Raw genomic sequence first — 17,589 nt, forward strand, 5'->3', positions numbered from 1 at the left:
GCCATGCACATCGTCGCCCTTGTCGCGCACGTCGTCACGCACGTCGTCGTCGCGCACCTCGTACACCGGACTCCTCCCAGCGCAGTCTCAACGCAGCCTGAGCGCCTTCATGACCTTCAGAGAGGCGCTCATGAACGCCGCGTACTTCTCGTCGTCCATGCCGAAGGACGGGGCCAGCGGCAGCAGCCGCTGCTGGGCGACGGTCTGGGCCTCGGTGTACTTCAGGATGCCCTCGGAGCCATGGCGCCGGCTCAGCCCGGAGTCCTTCATGCCGCCCATCGGCGACTGCGCGCTGCCGTACGCGGGCGCATAGCCCTCGTTGATGTTCACGGTTCCGGTGCGCAGCCTGGCGGCGACGGCATGGCCGCGCCTGCCGTCCTCGGTCCACACGCTGGAGTTCAGCCCGTACGGGGTGGAGTTGGCGAGCCGGACGGCCTCGTCCTCGTCGGCGAAGCGGTAGACGGAGACGACCGGCCCGAACGTCTCCTCGGTGCAGACGGCCATCGGCGCCTCGACGCTGTCGAGGATCGTCGGCTCGTAGAAGAGAGGGCCGACGTCGGGCCGGGCGCGACCGCCGGCCACCAGCCGGGCGCCCTTGGCTACGGCCTCCTCGACATGACGGGTGACGGTCTCCAGCTGCCGCTCGCTGACCAGTGAGCCCATGTCGGCCCCGTAGGCGAGGGCGCTGCCGAGGCGCATCGCCTTCGTACGGGCGGCGAAGCGTTCGATGAAGTCGTCGGCGATCGACTCGTGAACGTAGAGACGTTCGATGGATATGCACAGCTGGCCGGCGGAGGAGAAGCAGGCGCGCACCGCGCCGGCCGCGGCCTTGTCCACATCCGCGTCGTGCAGCACCAGCATCGCGTTCTTGCCGCCCAGTTCGAGGGAGACGCCGATGAGCCGGGCCGCGGCCCCCTGGGCGACCTCGCGGCCGGTGCGGGTCGAGCCGGTGAAGGAGACGTAGTCGGCGTGCCGGACGACCTCGGGGCCGATGACGGGACCGTCTCCGAGCACCACCTGGAAGACCTCGGCGGGCAGTCCGGCCTCGATAAGCAGGTCGCGCGCCCACAGCGCGGTGAGGGCGGTCTCGGTGTCCGGCTTCATCACCACCGCGTTGCCGGCGACGAAGGCGGGCAGCGCATCGCCGACGGACAGCTCCAGCGGGTAGTTCCAGGGGGCGATCTGGCCGACGACGCCGCGTGGATGGCGCAGTTCGGTGGTCTTGGTCAGTACGGGGACGACGCCGGTGTGCCGCTTGGGGCGCAGGTACGCGGGGGCTGTGCGGCCGTAGTGGCGGGCCGCCACGGCGACGGCCTGGACCTCCTCATGGGCGTGCAGACGGGCCTTGCCCGTCTCCAGCTGTATCAGGTCGAGCACCTCGGCCTGCCGCTGAAGCACCAGATCGTGGAAACGGAGCAGCACGGCGGCTCGGGTGCGCACTGAGGCAGCCGCCCAGACCGGCTGCGCGACGCGGGCGCGGTCAAAGGCGGTCGCGACGTCCTCGGGCGTCGACTCGGGCAGCTCGGCCAGCTTCTCACCGGTGAAGGGCGTGTGGTTGGCGGTGCGGCCGGAGCCGACGACCCCTCGGGTCAGCTGGGCGACCACCTCCGGGGTGACGACATCGGCCGCGGTGCGCACACCGGCCGGAGCGGCGGCTGTCGGGTTGCCGCCGGAGGCGGCGGGTGCCTGCGAGTCCGTCATGGGGCCGAGAGTATGCGCCATCCGGAACTTTTGGTACCCGCCGGTAACACCTTTTCACACCCTGCTCACCAGTCCGCTGCAACCACGCCAGCGATCGCTGGCATAAATGCCCTGATCAGCGGCTTGTCATGGCGCGCAAAGGGTTGGAGCGGTCACAGCCCCTGGATGTCGAGATGTTTCACGACCCCGTCGAACAGCCGGTCGCCCTCCTGCGCCGCCCAGCCCTCCGCAGGGCCCGACACCCGCAGCCGCCAGTAGATCTGGTCTCCCCCCTCGCCGGTGGCGACCACACGTTCCTGCCAGCGGTAGCGGATCGGATCGTCGTTGGAAGAGCTGTAGGGCACATAGTCGACGACGGTGTCGAACGCCTCCTTGCCCTGCTGCGTCGAGGCGGTCGACACGACGTTCTGATCCTTGATCTCGTTGCCGTCCTCGCCGCCCTTCTCATAGTGCTTCTTCCACGCGTCGGCCTGCGGCGGCAGCTCGTCCTCCTCCTCGGCGGTCTCGATGCGCTCCAGATAGACGGTGAACACCCCACTGGGATCCCAGTAGGTGACGCTGCGCCCGTTGTCGCCCTCGACCCTCTCGTACTCGGACGGCACGGCGATGTTCGCCTCGACCACTTCCCGGTCCGTGCGCGCCTCCCAGCCCACCGGCAGCTCATCGCCGCCGAGCGGATCCAGGAACACGAAGAGGAGCGCCAGCGCCACGGCCACCACCCCGCCCAGCAGCCCGAACTGCGCGGGGCGGTTCTTGTGCAGCACCGGCGGCACCCACCGACTGCCGCCCGAAGCCGCGCCTGCGCCGCCCTGGTGCGACGCCAGCGCCGTCACATCGAGGGCGGGCTGCGCCGGGCGCACGATCGACTCCAGCGTCTGCCGGACCTCGGCCGCGTCAGGCCGCATCGCCGGGTCCTTGCGCAGCAGCCGCATCACCAGCGACCCGAACGCCCCGCTGCCGCGGGCGGGCATCTGCGGCTCGGCGGAGATCACGGCCTGCAGCGTCGCGGGGGTGTTGGAGCGGCGGTAAGGGGACATGCCCTCGACTGCCGCATACAGCACGACGCCCAGCGACCACAGGTCCGATTCGGGCCCCGGGTGCTGGCCCAGCACCCGCTCGGGCGCGATGAACTCCGGGGAGCCGACGAACGCACCGGTCTCCGTCAGCCCCTGCTCTCCCTCCACCTGTGCGATCCCGAAGTCGGTCAGCACGACACGGTCGCCGCGGCCCAGCAGGACGTTGTCCGGCTTGACGTCGCGGTGCAGCACGCCGACCTCGTGCGCGGCGGAGAGCGCGCCGAGGACGGCGAGGCCTATGCGGGCGGCCTCGCGTACGTCGAGGGTGCCGTCGCGCAGCCGGCCGGCCAGCGACTGGCCCTGCACCAGCTCCATGACGATCCACGGCTTGTCGTCCTCGATCACCACGTCGTGCATGGTGACGACCGAGGGGTGCTCGATCCGGGCGGCTGCGCGCGCCTCGCGCTGCATCCGCTGGTAGACGTTGTCCCGGTGGCTCTCGCTCAAGTGCTCCGGCACGCGGGGCTCCTTGACTGCCACGGAACGGTCCACGACCTCGTCGTGGGCCCGCCACACCGTGCCCATGCCCCCGTGGCCGAGGCGGGAGACAAGCCGGTAGCGGCCACCGATCAGCCGGCCCTGACCGGGTTCGGCACCCGGGCGGGGATCGGCGGCAGGAGCCGGAACATGTGGCTCCGCGGGCGGGCGGGCCGCCTGCGTGGGCTGGTACACGGAGCTCTGCTGCCCCGCTCCCCGTTCCGGCCCCTGCCCCTGCGCTTGCCCGTATCCCGGTCCCTGTCCCGGTCCCTGAACCTGTCCCTGGTACGGAGGCTGCCCTGCGTTCGGCGGCCTGAGTCCGTAACTGGTGGGCTCGTTCACCCGTCCCCCATCGTTCGTCATGTTCACATCGTCGGCCGGGGCCGGCAGCGGATGCTACCGCCTCACTCCTCCGTCGCCTGCGGCGGTCGCCAGCTCTGCACCATGACGTCGAACTGTTGTCGGGTGGTTTCCCAGTCGTCGGCGGGTCCCGACATGTAGAGCGCGTACTCCGTGCCGTCGTCCCCGTAGTACATCTGGTCGATGGCGCGCCGCGGACCGGGGTGGTTCTGCTTCTCCGTCCAGGTGAACTCCCAGATGGCGGAGAGCGTCTGGTCGCGGAAGGTGTTCTGGTCCAGCTTCATCCGCCGGTAGTCGGGCAGCCGCTTCTGCAGACCCTTCTCCATGCTGAGCATGTGCATATAGGGGTTCTCGAAGTCGGGCGTCGGATCGATGCTGATGCGGATGCGATGGCGGCCGTTGTCGGGGGTGTAGTCGATCTGGTCGCCGTCAAGCTGGCGCTGCCAGCCCTGGGGCACCAGCAGACTGAACCCCTCCGGGTCCTGGACGCGCCGCCACTCCGCGGAGTTCACCGCCTCCCGAGCGCCTGGGGAGTCCTGCGGGCCCGCCGAGCTGCCGGCCGTCTGCCGCCCCGCGCCGTCGCCGCCTGTGCCCGTCCCGCCGAAAGCATCCGCGTACTTCATCACCGCAAGGCCCGCGCCGCCTCCGACGAGCGCCGCGAGGACCACGACGAGCACCACACCGCGCAGCCGGCCGGAACGGCGCGGGCGGTCCCCCGCCGGGTACGCAGCCATCGCGGGCGTATGGGCCGGCGCATGGGCGGGGGTCGCGGGCGGCCGCGCTCCCTGGAACGCCGTGCCGTGCAGGGGCGTTCCGGCGTCCGCTGCCCTGGCGGCCGGGTTGCGGGCCGGGCCGTGCGTCGCGTAATGAGCGAGGTCCCGGGCCGTGCCGCCCGGGAAGCCCGTGGTGAAGCGGTGCGTTGCGGACTGGGACATCGCCGTCGTCGTCCGCCCCTCCAGCGCATCCTCGAGCATCCGCTCCGCCTCGGCCGCCGACGGTCTGGCGGCCGGGTCCTTGCACAGCAGAGCCGTGATGACCGGGGCGAGCAGCCCGGCATGCTGCGGGGGCGGCGCCTCCTCGTCCACCACCGCCTGCATCGTGCCCAGCGGCGAGGAGCGGCGGAACGGCGACTCGCCCTCCACCGCCGTGTAGAGCGTCGCCCCCAGCGACCAGAGGTCGGACGCGGGGCCCGGGTCATGTCCCCTCACCCGCTCGGGGGCCAGATAGTCGATGGAACCGACGATCTCACCGGTGCGGGTGATCGTGGCGTCTCCCTCGATCGCGGCGATCCCGAAGTCCGTGATCAGCACCCGGCCGTCCCGCCCCAACAGGACGTTGCCGGGCTTCACATCGCGGTGGAGCACTCCGACGGCATGGGCCGCGCCGAGCGCGCGCAGCACCTGCAACCCCACTCGGGCGGCCTCGCTCGCCTCGATCCGCCCTGTCTCCTTGGCGGCGTCGGCGAGTGACGGCCCGTCGACGTACTGCATAACGATCCACGGGCGGTCGTCGTGGTCCAGCACGTCGTGAACGGTGACGACGCCGGGGTCGCTGATCCTCGCGGCGGCCCTGGCCTCCTTCTTGGTGCGGGCGTGCAACACCGCGCGGTCGGCCTCGGAGGCGTAGCGTCCGGCTGTCAGCTCCTTCACCGCAACGACGCGGCCCAGGACTTCGTCATCCGCGCGCCAGACCTTGCCCATGCCGCCCCTGCCGATCGACTCGCGCAGCCGGTAGCGCCCGGCGAGCAGCAGACCCGCCTCCGTCGTGCCTTGAGAGTGTTCCACGTTCCCCGCCCCGATCCTTGGGTTCACAGGTTACGGAGAGAAAGCACCGGTAAGGAACCGGGGCAGCCCAAGTGACCACACCGTGACGGAGAAAAGCGATCGAAATCCCGGAGAAAGCAGTGCAGAAGCCGCGATAGGCCCTGAGCGAACGGGAGTTGTGCACCTGTCGCCGCAGTGACAGCGGGTGATCAACGGACGGTCAGCGGGTGACCCGGTAGGAAGCGGCGGCCTGTTGGTGGTACGCGGTCACCTCGTCGCGCTGCGCCTCCGGCCCTATCACCTGGATCACGTGGTAACGGCCGTCGACCATGAGCGCGAGATTGCGTACGTACACCTCCCGTCCACTGCTGTCACGCCAGGTGAACTGGCCCTCCGCCATGGCCTGTCGCCCGACGTCGACCCGCCGCAGCCCCGTCGCGCTGGCCCAGGAGGAGTCCCGGAACGGCTGGAGCTCGCGCTCCTTGTCGCGCTGGTAGGCGAGCGGGTCATCGCCGTGGTCGGCCACGCTGTCCCGCCCCGGGACGACGATGAGGATGAAGTCTCCGTCCGAATAGCGGACTTGGCCGGCGTCGTTGACGGGGCTGCGCCGCCAGCCCTCGTCGACGGCTATCCGGAAGCCCTCGGGGTCCTTGCGGAGGGCATAGCCGTCCGGGAGGCTCCCCGTCGGGGCCGACGTCTGCGGTTCCTGTGCGCCGGGCGGCTGCTCCGGCGTGGCGTCGGGGGCGGTGTGATCGGGGCTCGGACCGGCCGGGGAAGGCCGACCGCCCGTTCCGTCCTCTCCTGTTTCGCCCTGCTGTCGGCCGCTGCTCTGCGTCGGCTCCCGGCCCGGCGGCGGGCTGTCCGTCCCGGCCTTGGGCAGAAACAGCACGGCGTAGGCGATGCCGACCGCCGTCAACAGCAGGATCAGCAGCAGCAAGGTGCGGCCGAGCGCCCGAGGGCCCCGCTCCCGGACGCCGCCATGCGGGTCTCTGCGGTGTCGGTGACGGCCGTGGACGACGTCCGGCACGCCCGCGCGACGTCGGCGCACCAGCTCGCCGCGCCGCCGTACGACCGGGAGGCGGGCGGCGTCCACCGGCCCCGACGGGACGGGCACCACGTTCATCCCCGCGTCCGGCTCGGGCGCGGACCGCACCAGAGAACGCAGCCAGCCGCGCAGCTCCTCGAAGTCGGGGCGCTCGGTCGGGTCCTGGCGCAGCAGCGACTCGACGACGGGGCGCAGCGGACCGCACTCCTCGGCGAAGGCGGGCGGCTCCGCGCAGACGAGCTGCACCAGCTCGACGGCGTTCTCCTCGGGGTAGGGGGCGTGCCCCTGCACGGCCCGGAACAGCAGCGCCCCGAGCGCCCAGAGGTCGGTCGCCGGTCCCACGGGTGCGGCGAGCTGCCAGTTCTCGTGCACCGGGCCCGCCTGCTCGGGGGCCCAGCGCTCGGTGACCGCGCCGACGACCGCGATCCGAGCCTGGCGGGCCCGCTCGGCCGCCAACGGCGTGGCGGGGCCCCGGTAGCGGGCTCCGTCCTCCGCGGCGACCTCTTCCCAACGCCCCGCCTGCGCTTCTTTCGCCGGGGGCGGCAGGGCGGGCGGACGCTCCGCTCCGTCATGGCTGCGGGGCTGGGGCAGCGCCGCACGCGCGCCGCCTGCCGGCGCGGGGCCGGGGCCGCTTTCCCGCCCCTGCTCCGGGCCGTCGTGCCAGGAGCCCGCCAGCTGTACCCGGTTGCCGCCGCCGGGGTGGCCGGGGCCGCCCTCCGGGCCGGCGCCGTGGCCGCCGGACTGACCGGGAAGGCGGCCCGAGCCGCTCTCGGCCCGCGGCTGGGCCCACCAGTCGGGGTCGCCTGTCTGGCGTCGCGCCTCACTGGCCCGGGCGGCGGCCTGTGCCCCGGCTCGGTACGCGGCGATCGCTCCGGCCCTGGCCGCGCGGACGTCGGGCACCGCGGCGGGCTGCGCCTCCGGCTCCGGCACCCGCTCCAGCTCTGGGTCCGGCTCCCGCTCCCGCTCCGGCTCCCGCTTCGGCTGCGACTGCGGCTCCAGGGCGTGCGTGTGCGTCTGCGCCGGCTGCGCCTCGCTCTGCGTCCGTGGCCGGCCCGGGCCGGGCTCCGGAGCGGGTGCATAGCCGCACAGGGCCTCCTCCGCCGCGCCGGCGGCGAGCCCGGTCAGCACCACCCGTCCGTCGTCGCATATGAGGATCGTGCGGACGGTGATGTTCCGGTGGGTCCAGCCATGCGCGTGGAGCGCGCGCAGCGCGGTGAGCACATCAGAGGCGATCTCGGCGGCGCGATAGGGGCTGAGGGGCCTCTCGGCGAGCAGCGCGGCGAGCGGGCGGGCCTCGACGCGCTCGCTCACGATCCACAGGGAGCCCGCCTCCGCGAAGACGTCGAAGACCTGGTCGAGACGCGGGTGATCGGGAACCTGCGCTGCGGCCTGGGCGGCTTCGACCGCCCTGCGCACGGCGGGGTCGGCGGGGCGGCGCGTCGTATGCCCCTGACCGCCTCGCCGCGCGGCCGCGCCGGCCGGCGGGCCGCCTGCCTCACGGCCGCCGCCGTCGCCCTCCAGGACCTCGGCCTCGACCACTTCGGGGAGCGGCACCTGCCGCACCAGCACTTCATGTCCGCTGTAGGTGTCAAACGCCGGGGTCTCACCCAGTTCATAGGCGTCGGAGGGCAGCAGCGGCAGGCGGTAGCGGTCGGCGAGCACCCGTCCCGCGTAGTCGTCCACAAGGCCTCCCCACCAGCCCGCTGTCACCCGACCGGCCACCCGGCTTGTGCGAAACCGTCCGCCGCGGTGCCGCTGCCGGTGTCAATTCCGGTCGGACAACGCCTTTTTACGGCTGCGTACCGTCCATGAGCTCTCACGATACGTGTCCTTGTCCGGTCGTGCTCAGTCCTTGGGGCTGAACGTGGCGAACGCCGTCTCGCGCAGCGTCGTGCACTCCTCGTCCTGCCATTCACTCGCCTTGCAGCTGATCATGATCGAGTAGCCGTGCCGGGCGTCCACCTTGAAGCCCCTGTTGAGGACCCGTACCCGCTCACCGCCTTGATTGCGCTCGAACTGCCAGTCGGCCACGGTCGGATAGCCGTTGTACGCGACCTTGTCGATGCCGAGGTGCTTGTAGCCGCTGCTGCTGGCCCTGACGCCGGACACGGCCTGCTGCCAGGCCCATGCGGCGTCGTCGCCGGGGCTGGAGGTGAAGTCGATCTGCAGCCGGGGGAACCCGCCGCTCTCGCTGAATATCGCGCCGGAGTTCCGGCCCGCTATGCCCGTCTGCTTGAACTTCTCGGGCATGGCGACGGTGAAATTGAACTGGGTGTTGGAGACCGTCGCATAGCCGGCGGGCAGCGATTCCCCGCCCGGCTTGTCGCCGTTCTTCCCGCCGTCGTCGCCCTGTTGGCCGTCCGGGTCGTCCCCGGCGTCGCCTGCGGTTGCGTTGCCGGCGCCGTTCCCGGCGCCTTCCGCGGCAGCGCCGTCCGGGCCGGGGCTGCCGCCGGAATCCGTGTCCTTGGCGTTGCCGCCCTTGGCGGGGTCCTGGCCTTCTGTGGCCGCTCCGCCGTCCCCGCCGCCGTTCGCAGCGCCGGCGGAGGCGGTCTTGTTCTTGTCGCCCTGGGAGTCCTTGCCGCCCTCGTCGCCGCCGCCCAGAGTGAGCAGCAGCACGGTGGACAGCACGGCCAGCACGACCACCACCGCAACGATCACCAGGGTGCGGCGGGAGACCACATCCGTGATCGGCGCACGCACAGGGGCCGGCCGCCCGGCGGGCTGCTGGGGCTGCGGCTTGGGCTCCGGTGCGGCCGCGGCCGCGGCCGCGTTCCGTACGGAGCGGAGCGCGCCGCGCAGCCGGTCGGCGGCGGGGTCCTTCGCAGCCGTCTGCGCCGGAGGCCGAGCGGCCGGGCCCCGGGGCGGAGCGGGCGGCGGCGGTGGCGGCATCGCTATGACCCGCGTGGCATCGGACTCCGGTTCGGGAACCGCGGGCTCCGGCGCTTCGGGGGCATGGACCACGGCGGTCAGCAGCTTGCGGGCGCCGGTGTCGTCCAGCCGCTGCTCCGGGTCCTTGGCGAGGAGCCCGTAGATGACTTCCTCCAGCGGGCCCGCGTTCTTGGGCGGGTCCAGCGGCTCGGTCATCACTGCGGTCAGCGTCGCGATCGCCGACCCCTTGTCGTACGGCGGCGCTCCGTCGACGCTCGCGTACAGCAGCCCGCCCAGCGACCAGAGGTCGGCTGCCGGGCCCGGCTTGTGGCCACGGGCACGTTCGGGGGAGATATACGAGGGCGCGCCGACGAGCATGCCGGTGGAGGTGATCGAGGGATCACCCTCGACCTGGGCGATGCCGAAGTCGGTGAGCACCACCCGCCCGTCCTCTGCGATCAGCACATTGGACGGCTTCACATCGCGGTGCAGGATGCCCTGCCGGTGGGCCGAGCGCAGCACGTCGAGGATCGCGAGTCCGACCTCGGCAGCGCGGCGGGGCGTCAGGGTGCCGTCCTCGCGGATGACTTCGGCGAGGGACTTGCCCTCGACGAGCTCCATCACGATCCAGGGGCGGTCGTCCTCGTCGACGACGTCGTAGACGGTCACCGCGCTGTTGTTGCGGATCCTGGCGATCGCCTTGGCCTCGCGCAGAGTGCGGGTGATGAGACGTCGCTTCTCGTCCTCGTCGATGCTGTTGGGGAAGCGGAGCTCCTTGACCGCCACCGTGCGGCCGAGAGTCTCGTCGACGGCCCGCCACACCGTGCCCATGCCGCCGCGGCCGAGGACCCCGCCGAGCCTGTACCGACCGGCAAGGAGCTGCCCGTCGGCCCCGGCAGCCCCGCGCCCTGCCGCCGGTGCGGACGCCGCGCTCCGCCCGCCGCCCGCACCGGCCTTGGCCGACTCGCCCTTCCCCGAGCCCGCCGTGCCGGAGCCGGCCTTGCTCGTACCGCCCTTGACCGAGTCCGGCTTGCCTGAGTCAGCCTTGCCCGCGCCAGCCTTGCTCGTACCGCCCTTGGCCGAGTCCGGCTTGCCCGAGTCAGCCTTGCCCGCGCCGGTCGAGTCCGTGCCGGACTTGGGCGCATCGGACTTGGCCCCGGCCTGCGTGCCCGCGTCGGAGGTGGCCGGACGCCCGGTCTCGGGCCGAGCACTGTCCGACGCCCCTGCTGCCGGGGCTGCCTCCGGAGGGGACGCCTCGGCCTGCCCGGACTCCGACTGAGCCGGCTTCTCCTGCTCAGGCTTCCTCTCGGCCTTAGTCTCGGCCTTCTTGCCGCCCGTGCGCCCGCTCCGGCGGCCGGGCTCACTCTCGGTCGTGCTCTCGGCGCCGGCCTCGGTCTCGGCATCCGGGTCAGGGGCGCCGGCCTTTGGGGCGGAGGCCTTCACAGGGCCTGTGTCCGCCGCGGAGCCGGTCGACTGATGCGGCGACTTGGCGTGCGCCGCCGCGGACCGGTTGCCCGAACCTTCGCCGCTTCCGGGGGTTATAGGCGCCTCGGTCGACGCGTCCGACGCCTTGTCGGCCGCCGACTCCGGCTGCTTCCCGGGCTCCTGGGAATCCCCCCGGGGCTCCGTACCGGAAACCGGCCCAGCCGCCCGCTGGGGCTCCCGTGACTGCTCCGCCTCCGACATGCGTCCCCTCTGCGATCCCTGATCTTCGCCCGCGCCCGCCCGTTGGCCGCGCGTGCGGTAACCCGCCCTGGCAGAGCCCCCATTGTCCCTTACTCCGGGACCCGTTCATCTCCCGGGTCCGCCCTTGCCCCGGACAGGCCCGAAAGGGTGGGATTACCACAATGCCACGAGTTGCTCAGAGTCGTTCAGACCAGGGCACACTCGATCAAGGCCGTTGAAGCCGGAGCGCCGCGCCGGAGGGGGCTTCAGAGCGGAACGATGTCGGGCGCTCCCAGTCTCGCCGCGTCGGCCGTCAGGTCGTCCGGCTGGCGCTGCGACTCACGCTCCGCCTCCACCCGCTTCTCGTAGTGCGCCACCTCCTTCTCGATCTGTCTCTCGTCCCAGCCGAGGACGGGCGCCATCAACTCCGCGCACTCCCGCGCACAGCGCGTCCCCCGGTCAAAGGTCTCGATGGAGATCCTGGTCCGGCGGGTGAGCACATCGTCCAGATGGCGCGCGCCTTCATGCGAAGCCGCATAGACGACCTCCGCCCGCAGATAGTCCTCCGCACCCTCGAGCGGATCACCGAGGCCGGGATCGTCGGCGATCAGCGCGAGCAGTTCCTCGATGAGCGAGCCGTACCGGTTCAACAGATGCTCCACGCGCACCACGTGAAGCCCCGTCCGGGCCGCGATCCTCGCCCGGGCGTTCCACAGTGCTCGATAGCCCTCCGCGCCGAGCAGCGGCACATCCTCGGTGACGCAGTCCGCGACCCGCTGGTCCAGCCCGTGCACCGCCTCGTCCACCGCGTCTTTCGCCATGACCCGGTAGGTCGTGTACTTGCCGCCCGCGACGACCACCAGGCCCGGGACGGGGTGCGCCACCGTGTGCTCGCGCGACAGCTTGCTCGTGGCGTCCGACTCGCCGGCCAGCAGGGGTCGCAGCCCCGCGTACACCCCTTGGACGTCGTCCCGTGTCAGGGGCACGGCCAGCACCGCGTTCACATGGTCGAGGAGATAGTCGATGTCGGCGCTGGAAGCGGCGGGATGGGCCTTGTCGAGATCCCAGTCGGTGTCGGTCGTGCCCACGATCCAGTGCCGACCCCAGGGGATGACGAACAGCACCGACTTCTCCGTGCGGAGAATGAGCCCGGTCGTCGAGTGGATGCGGTCCTTGGGCACGACCAGATGGATCCCTTTGGACGCCCGCACATGGAACTGGCCGCGCTCTCCGATCAGCGCCTGTGTGTCATCCGTCCACACCCCGGTGGCATTGACGATCTGCCTGGCCCGGACCTCGTACTCCCCGCCGGCCTCGACATCCTGCACCCGGGCTCCGACGACTCGGTCCCTCTCCCGCAGAAAGCCGACCACCCGTGCCCGGCTGGCGACTTGGGCCCCGTAGCTCGACGCCGTCCGCACGAGGGTGGCCACATAGCGGGCGTCGTCCATCTGCGCGTCGTAGTACTGCAACGCGCCGACCAGAGCGTCCTTCCGCAGGGCGGGGGCGACCCGCAGGGCCAGGCGTCGCGACAGATGGCGATGCACGGGCAGTCCACGCCCATGCCCGGAGGAGATGGACATGGCGTCGTACAGCGCGACGCCTGAGCCCGCGTACAGGCGCTCCCATCCCTTGTGCTGGAGCGGATAGAGGAAAGGCACGGGCTTGACCAGATGCGGGGCGAGCCGCTCCAGCAGCAGTCCCCGCTCTTTGAGAGCCTCTCTCACCAGGGCGAAGTCCAGCATCTCCAGATACCGCAGTCCACCGTGGATGAGCTTGCTCGACCGGCTCGACGTGCCCGAAGCCCAGTCACGGGCCTCGACGAGCCCTGTCGACAGCCCACGGGTGACGGCGTCCAGCGCGGTGCCGGCTCCCACCACACCGCCGCCCACCACCAGAATGTCCAGTTCCCGCTCGGCCATTCCGGCGAGCGCCGCGGCGCGCTCCGCGGGTCCCAGTGTCACTGTCCTCACTGCTGCCTCCCGTCGCCCGCGGGCGGGCGTTTGTCGGCGTGTCCGGTGCGGTCATGCGGTGATGCGGTCATGCGGTGATGCGGTGATGCGGCCGTGCAGCCTCAGGGGCCCATGGCCCTGACGCTGTGTGCGGCCGGGCTCACAACGTCGATTCTGGCCGCACTCCGCCGCTTCAGCCACCGCCTGTGGATAACACTCGGACGGCCACAGGCTCGCAATACGGCATATCGGTCATATTTACGCCTAGTCTGACATTGCGCCTGCTCATTCTGTCCACTGGGCTTGCGCCCTCTGCCCCTCTTGGCTATGGGAAGGACGGCCACCGCCATGCCCGCAGATTTCGCCGTGATCGGACTCGGCTGCCTCGGACTGCCGCTCGCCCAGGCCGCAGTGGCCGCCGGCATCGGAACCATCGGCTACGAAACCGACCCGAGCCCGCGCCGTCCGGCGGAACCGGCGGCGGGCCGCACTCCGGCGGACATCCGCCGAATGGTCTCCGGCGGCTTCCGCTCCGTCGCCGACCCGGCGGAACTCGGCCGGGTGCGCACTGCGGCGATCTGCGCGCCCACGCCGCTTGGGGCCGACGGCACACCGGATCTCGGGTCGGTCGCGGACGCCGCCCGCGCCCTGGCCCCGCGGCTGCGGCCGCACACCACGGTGCTGCTGGAGTCTGCCGTGCTTCCGGGCACCACCGACGAGTTCCTGCGCCCCCTCCTCGAAGAGGGGTCGGGGCTGCGGGCGGGCCGGGACTTCCATCTGGCGTACTCCCCCGGGCGTCTGGACCCGGGCAGCCGGACCCATGGTTACGCCAACACCCCTAAGGTGATCGGCGGCCTCACCCCGGCCTGCACCGAAGCGGCCGCCGCGTTCTACAGCCGGCTGACCGACAAGGTCGTCCGGGCACGCGGGCTCCGCGAGGCCGAGACGGTCAAGGTCCTCGAAACCAACTACCGGCAGGTCAATATCGCGCTGGTCAACGAGATGGCGGTGCTCTGCCACGACCTCGGCGTCGACTTCTGGGACGTCGTCCGCTGTGCCGAGACCAAGCCGTTCGGCTTCCAGGCGTTCCGCCCCGGCCCCGGCGTGGGCGGCCACGGCGTTCCGATGGATCCCCGCTTCCTGCCCCCCGCGGGGTCCGCGCCGCGCGGAGCCCTGCGCATGGTCGGCCTCGCACAGGAGATCAACGCCAGCATGCCGCAGTACGTGGTCCAGCGCTGCGCCGCCCTGCTGAACGAGCACGGCAAGTCGGCGCGCGGCGCGCGCGTACTGCTCCTCGGTGTCACCTACAAACCGGACCTCGCCGATCTGCAGTGCTCCCCCGCCGTCGAGGTCGCCCGCCGACTGATGGACCTGGGGGCGTCGGTGAGCTACCACGACCCGTATGTGCCGCACTGGAGGGTGCGGGACCTGCCGGTCCCGAGGGCGGACTCGCTGTACGAGGCCGCGGCCGGAGCGGATCTGACGGTGCTTCTCCAGCACCACCGGACGTACGACCTCCAGGGCCTGGCGGTCAAGGCCCAGTTGCTGCTCGACACCCGCGGAGCCACCCCGGCGGGCGCGGCCCACCGCCTGTGAGGCTCCCGAGCGCTCTCCGCCCATCCCGTCCCGACCCTTCCCGCAACCAGGGCAGGCCCCCGCCGACGGGGCGGCGGGGGCCGGGGCGGAGGTCGGGGCGGAGCCCGGTTGCGGGAGCCTTGCCATGTCTCAGGGGTTGGGGGCAGGCTCCCGCCGAGAGCGGAGAGAAGCGGTCAGCGGCTGTGCTGGGAGTCCGCGACCGTCACCTCGACCCGCTGGAACTCCTTGAGCTCGCTGTAGCCGGTCGTCGCCATGGCCCGCTTGAGCGCGCCGAAGAAGTTCATCGAGCCGTCCGGCTTGTGCGAGGGCCCGGTGAGGATCTCCTCCGTGGTGCCCACGACGCCCAGGTCCACCAGCTTGCCGCGCGGCACGTCCTCGTGGACCGCCTCCATGCCCCAGTGACGGCCCTTGCCCGGGGCCTCGGCGGCGCGGGCCAGCGGGGAGCCCATCATCACGGCGTCCGCGCCGCAGGCGATCGCCTTCGGCAGATCGCCCGACCAGCCCACTCCGCCGTCAGCGATGACATGGACATACCGGCCACCGGACTCGTCCATGTAGTCACGGCGGGCCGCGGCCACATCGGCGACCGCCGTCGCCATCGGCACCTGGATGCCCAGGACGTTGCGCGTGGTGTGCGCGGCGCCGCCGCCGAAGCCGACGAGCACGCCCGCAGCCCCCGTGCGCATCAGGTGCAGCGCGGCCGTGTAGGTCGCGCAGCCGCCGACGATGACCGGCACGTCCAACTCGTAGATGAACTGCTTCAGATTCAGCGGCTCGGCCGCGCCCGAGACGTGCTCGGCGGAGACGGTGGTGCCGCGGATGACGAACAGGTCCACGCCGGCGTCCACGACGGCCTTGGAGAACTGCGCGGTGCGCTGCGGCGAGAGCGCGGCGGCGGTGACCACTCCGGAGTCGCGCACCTCCTTGATGCGCTGCCCGATCAGCTCTTCCTTGATCGGCTCGGCGTAGATCTCCTGCAGTCGGCGGGTCGCCTCGTCCACCTCAAGATCGGCGATCTCGTCGAGCAGCGGCTGGGGGTCCTCGTACCGGGTCCACAGCCCCTCGAGGTTCAGCACGCCGAGCCCGCCCAGCTCGCCGATGCGGATCGCTGTCTGCGGCGAGACGACGGAGTCCATGGGGGCGGCGAGGAAGGGCAGCTCAAAGCGGTAGGCGTCGATCTGCCAGGCGATCGAGACCTCTTTCGGGTCCCGGGTGCGCCGGCTCGGTACGACGGCGATGTCATCGAACGCGTACGCCCGGCGGCCGCGCTTGCCGCGCCCGATCTCGATCTCAGTCACGTTGTGTGGGCCTTTCCCTCTACGTCTGCCGGGTCCAGTATCCCCGACAACCCCCGTGCACACGTCTGGGGCGGCCCCGGATGCCCCGGGACCGCCCCTTCACGCGCGCGTGCCGCTACTTCCTGCTGTAGTTCGGCGCCTCGACCGTCATCTGGATGTCGTGGGGGTGGCTCTCCTTGAGCCCCGCGGAGGTGATCCGGACGAACCGGCCCCGCTCCTGCAACTCGGGGACGGTGCTCCCGCCGACGTAGAACATCGACTGTCGCAGACCGCCGACCAGCTGGTGGACGACCGCGGAGAGCGGACCGCGGTAGGGCACCTGGCCCTCGATGCCTTCGGGCACCAGCTTCTCGTCGGAGGCGACGCCCTCCTGGAAGTACCGGTCCTTGGAGAAGGAGCGCTGCTCGCCGCGGGACTGCATCGCACCCAGGGAGCCCATGCCCCGGTACGACTTGAACTGCTTGCCGTTGATGAACAGCAGCTCGCCCGGCGACTCCTCACAGCCCGCGAGCAGCGAACCGAGCATCACCGTGTCCGCACCGGCGACCAGCGCCTTGGCGATGTCGCCCGAGTACTGCAGACCGCCGTCGCCGATCACCGGGACGCCGGCTTCCTTCGCGGCGAGCGAAGCCTCGTAGATGGCCGTGACCTGGGGGACTCCAATGCCCGCGACCACGCGGGTCGTGCAGATCGACCCCGGCCCCACACCGACCTTGATGCCGTCGACTCCGGCGTCGATCAGCGCCTGCGCGCCGTCGCGGGTGGCCACGTTGCCGCCGATGACATCGACGCCCGACGCGTTGGACTTGATCTTCGCGACCATGTCGCCCACCAGCCGCGAGTGGCCGTGGGCGGTGTCGACGACGATGAAGTCGACGCCCGCCTCGATCAGCGCCTGGGCGCGTTCGAAGGCGTCGCCCGCGACGCCCACCGCGGCGCCGACGAGCAGTCGGCCTTCCGCGTCCTTCGCGGCGTTCGGGTACTGCTCCGCCTTGACGAAGTCCTTGACCGTGATCAGGCCCTTGAGGACGCCCGAGTCGTCGACCAGCGGCAGCTTCTCGATCTTGTGGCGGCGCAGCAGCTGCATGGCGTCCACGCCGGAGATCCCGACCTTGCCGGTGACCAGCGGCATCGGGGTCATGACCTCGCGGACCCGACGGCTGCGGTCGGACTCGAACGCCATGTCGCGGTTGGTGACGATGCCGAGCAGCTTGCCCGCGGCGTCGGTGACCGGGACGCCGCTGATGCGGAACTTGGCGCACAGCCGGTCGGCGTCGGCGAGCGTGGCGTCCGGACGGACCGTGATGGGGTCGGTGACCATGCCGGACTCGGAGCGCTTGACCAGGTCGACCTGGTTGGCCTGGTCGGCGATGGAGAGATTGCGGTGCAGCACGCCCGCGCCGCCCTGCCGGGCCATGGCGATGGCCATCCGCGCCTCGGTGACCTTGTCCATGGCGGCGGACAGCAGAGGGATGTTCACCCGTACGTTCCGCGAGAGGTGCGAGGCGGTGTCGATCTGGTCCGGAGCCATGTCGGACACGCCGGGCAGCAGCAGCACATCGTCGTAGGTCAGCCCGAGTGTCGCGAATTTCTCGGGCACTCCGTCGACGTTGGCAGTCATGACACCTTCCCCAATGGCCTTGATCGGTGCGGATGTCCATGCTAACGGGCTCAGCGGGCGTCTCATTCCACGATCAAGATCACCCAGCAGCTTTGTATGTTCACACGGACGGAGTAACGGCCGAGGGCCCTTGGCCCTCGGCGAGGTCGGGACCGCTGTGTCGCGAA

9 protein-coding genes are annotated in these 17,589 nt (G+C 71.5%); 1 reads left to right on the plus strand and 8 read right to left on the minus strand.

Going from position 1 to position 17,589, the window contains the following annotated elements; genetic code table 11:
* Nucleotides 1-87 precede the first annotated feature (87 nt).
* From QCN29_RS11980 to QCN29_RS12005, 6 genes are all read right to left on the minus strand, one after another.
* Nucleotides 88-1,701, minus strand: coding sequence for a succinic semialdehyde dehydrogenase (locus QCN29_RS11980; protein WP_279927855.1), 1,614 nt, complete (start codon nt 1,699-1,701; stop codon nt 88-90).
* A gap of 152 nt (nt 1,702-1,853) precedes the next feature.
* Entirely contained in the window at nt 1,854-3,617 is a 1,764-nt protein-coding gene (locus tag QCN29_RS11985; protein ID WP_279927856.1) for a serine/threonine-protein kinase, read from the minus strand.
* Nucleotides 3,618-3,658: 41 nt separating this feature from the next.
* Nucleotides 3,659-5,398 carry a serine/threonine-protein kinase gene (locus QCN29_RS11990; RefSeq protein WP_279927857.1) on the minus strand — a complete coding sequence of 580 codons (1,740 nt, stop codon included), beginning with the start codon at nt 5,396-5,398 and terminating at the stop codon, nt 3,659-3,661.
* Nucleotides 5,399-5,597: 199 nt separating this feature from the next.
* Complete coding sequence (locus QCN29_RS11995; protein WP_279927858.1) at nt 5,598-8,105, minus strand: protein kinase; 2,508 nt, start codon at nt 8,103-8,105, stop codon at nt 5,598-5,600.
* A 162-nt stretch (nt 8,106-8,267) separates the two neighbouring features.
* On the minus strand, nt 8,268-10,733 hold the full coding sequence (locus QCN29_RS12000) for a serine/threonine-protein kinase (RefSeq protein ID WP_398859178.1): 2,466 nt from the start codon (nt 10,731-10,733) through the stop codon (nt 8,268-8,270).
* Between the two features lie 488 nt (nt 10,734-11,221).
* Nucleotides 11,222-12,928, minus strand: coding sequence for a glycerol-3-phosphate dehydrogenase/oxidase (locus QCN29_RS12005; protein ID WP_279927860.1), 1,707 nt, complete (start codon nt 12,926-12,928; stop codon nt 11,222-11,224).
* A 327-nt stretch (nt 12,929-13,255) separates the two neighbouring features.
* On the opposite strand from QCN29_RS12005, the gene QCN29_RS12010 reads away from it, so the two are divergent.
* Nucleotides 13,256-14,503, plus strand: coding sequence for a nucleotide sugar dehydrogenase (locus QCN29_RS12010; protein ID WP_279927861.1), 1,248 nt, complete (start codon nt 13,256-13,258; stop codon nt 14,501-14,503).
* A 173-nt stretch (nt 14,504-14,676) separates the two neighbouring features.
* Here QCN29_RS12010 and QCN29_RS12015 read toward each other — a convergent pair whose 3' ends face one another.
* Nucleotides 14,677-15,801: a GuaB3 family IMP dehydrogenase-related protein gene (locus QCN29_RS12015; protein WP_279927862.1), complete on the minus strand. Its 1,125-nt coding sequence runs from the start codon at nt 15,799-15,801 to the stop codon at nt 14,677-14,679.
* A 115-nt stretch (nt 15,802-15,916) separates the two neighbouring features.
* A complete protein-coding gene (gene guaB / locus QCN29_RS12020) occupies nt 15,917-17,422 on the minus strand; it encodes an IMP dehydrogenase (protein ID WP_279927864.1) in 1,506 nt (501 codons plus the stop codon).
* Nucleotides 17,423-17,589: the final 167 nt, after the last annotated feature.

The sequence above is a fragment of the Streptomyces chengmaiensis genome (genome assembly GCF_029846775.1).
In the GTDB taxonomy this organism is placed as follows: domain Bacteria; phylum Actinomycetota; class Actinomycetes; order Streptomycetales; family Streptomycetaceae; genus Streptomyces; species Streptomyces chengmaiensis.

Bases quoted from the DNA above. Each gene is read 5' to 3' on its own strand.
- QCN29_RS11980 (WP_279927855.1), bottom strand. From the start codon at position 1,701: ATGACGGACTCGCAGGCACCCGCCGCCTCCGGCGGCAACCCGACAGCC.
- QCN29_RS11985 (WP_279927856.1), bottom strand. From the start codon at position 3,617: ATGACGAACGATGGGGGACGGGTGAACGAGCCCACCAGTTACGGACTC.
- QCN29_RS12010 (WP_279927861.1), top strand. From the start codon at position 13,256: ATGCCCGCAGATTTCGCCGTGATCGGACTCGGCTGCCTCGGACTGCCG.
- guaB (WP_279927864.1), bottom strand. From the start codon at position 17,422: ATGACTGCCAACGTCGACGGAGTGCCCGAGAAATTCGCGACACTCGGG.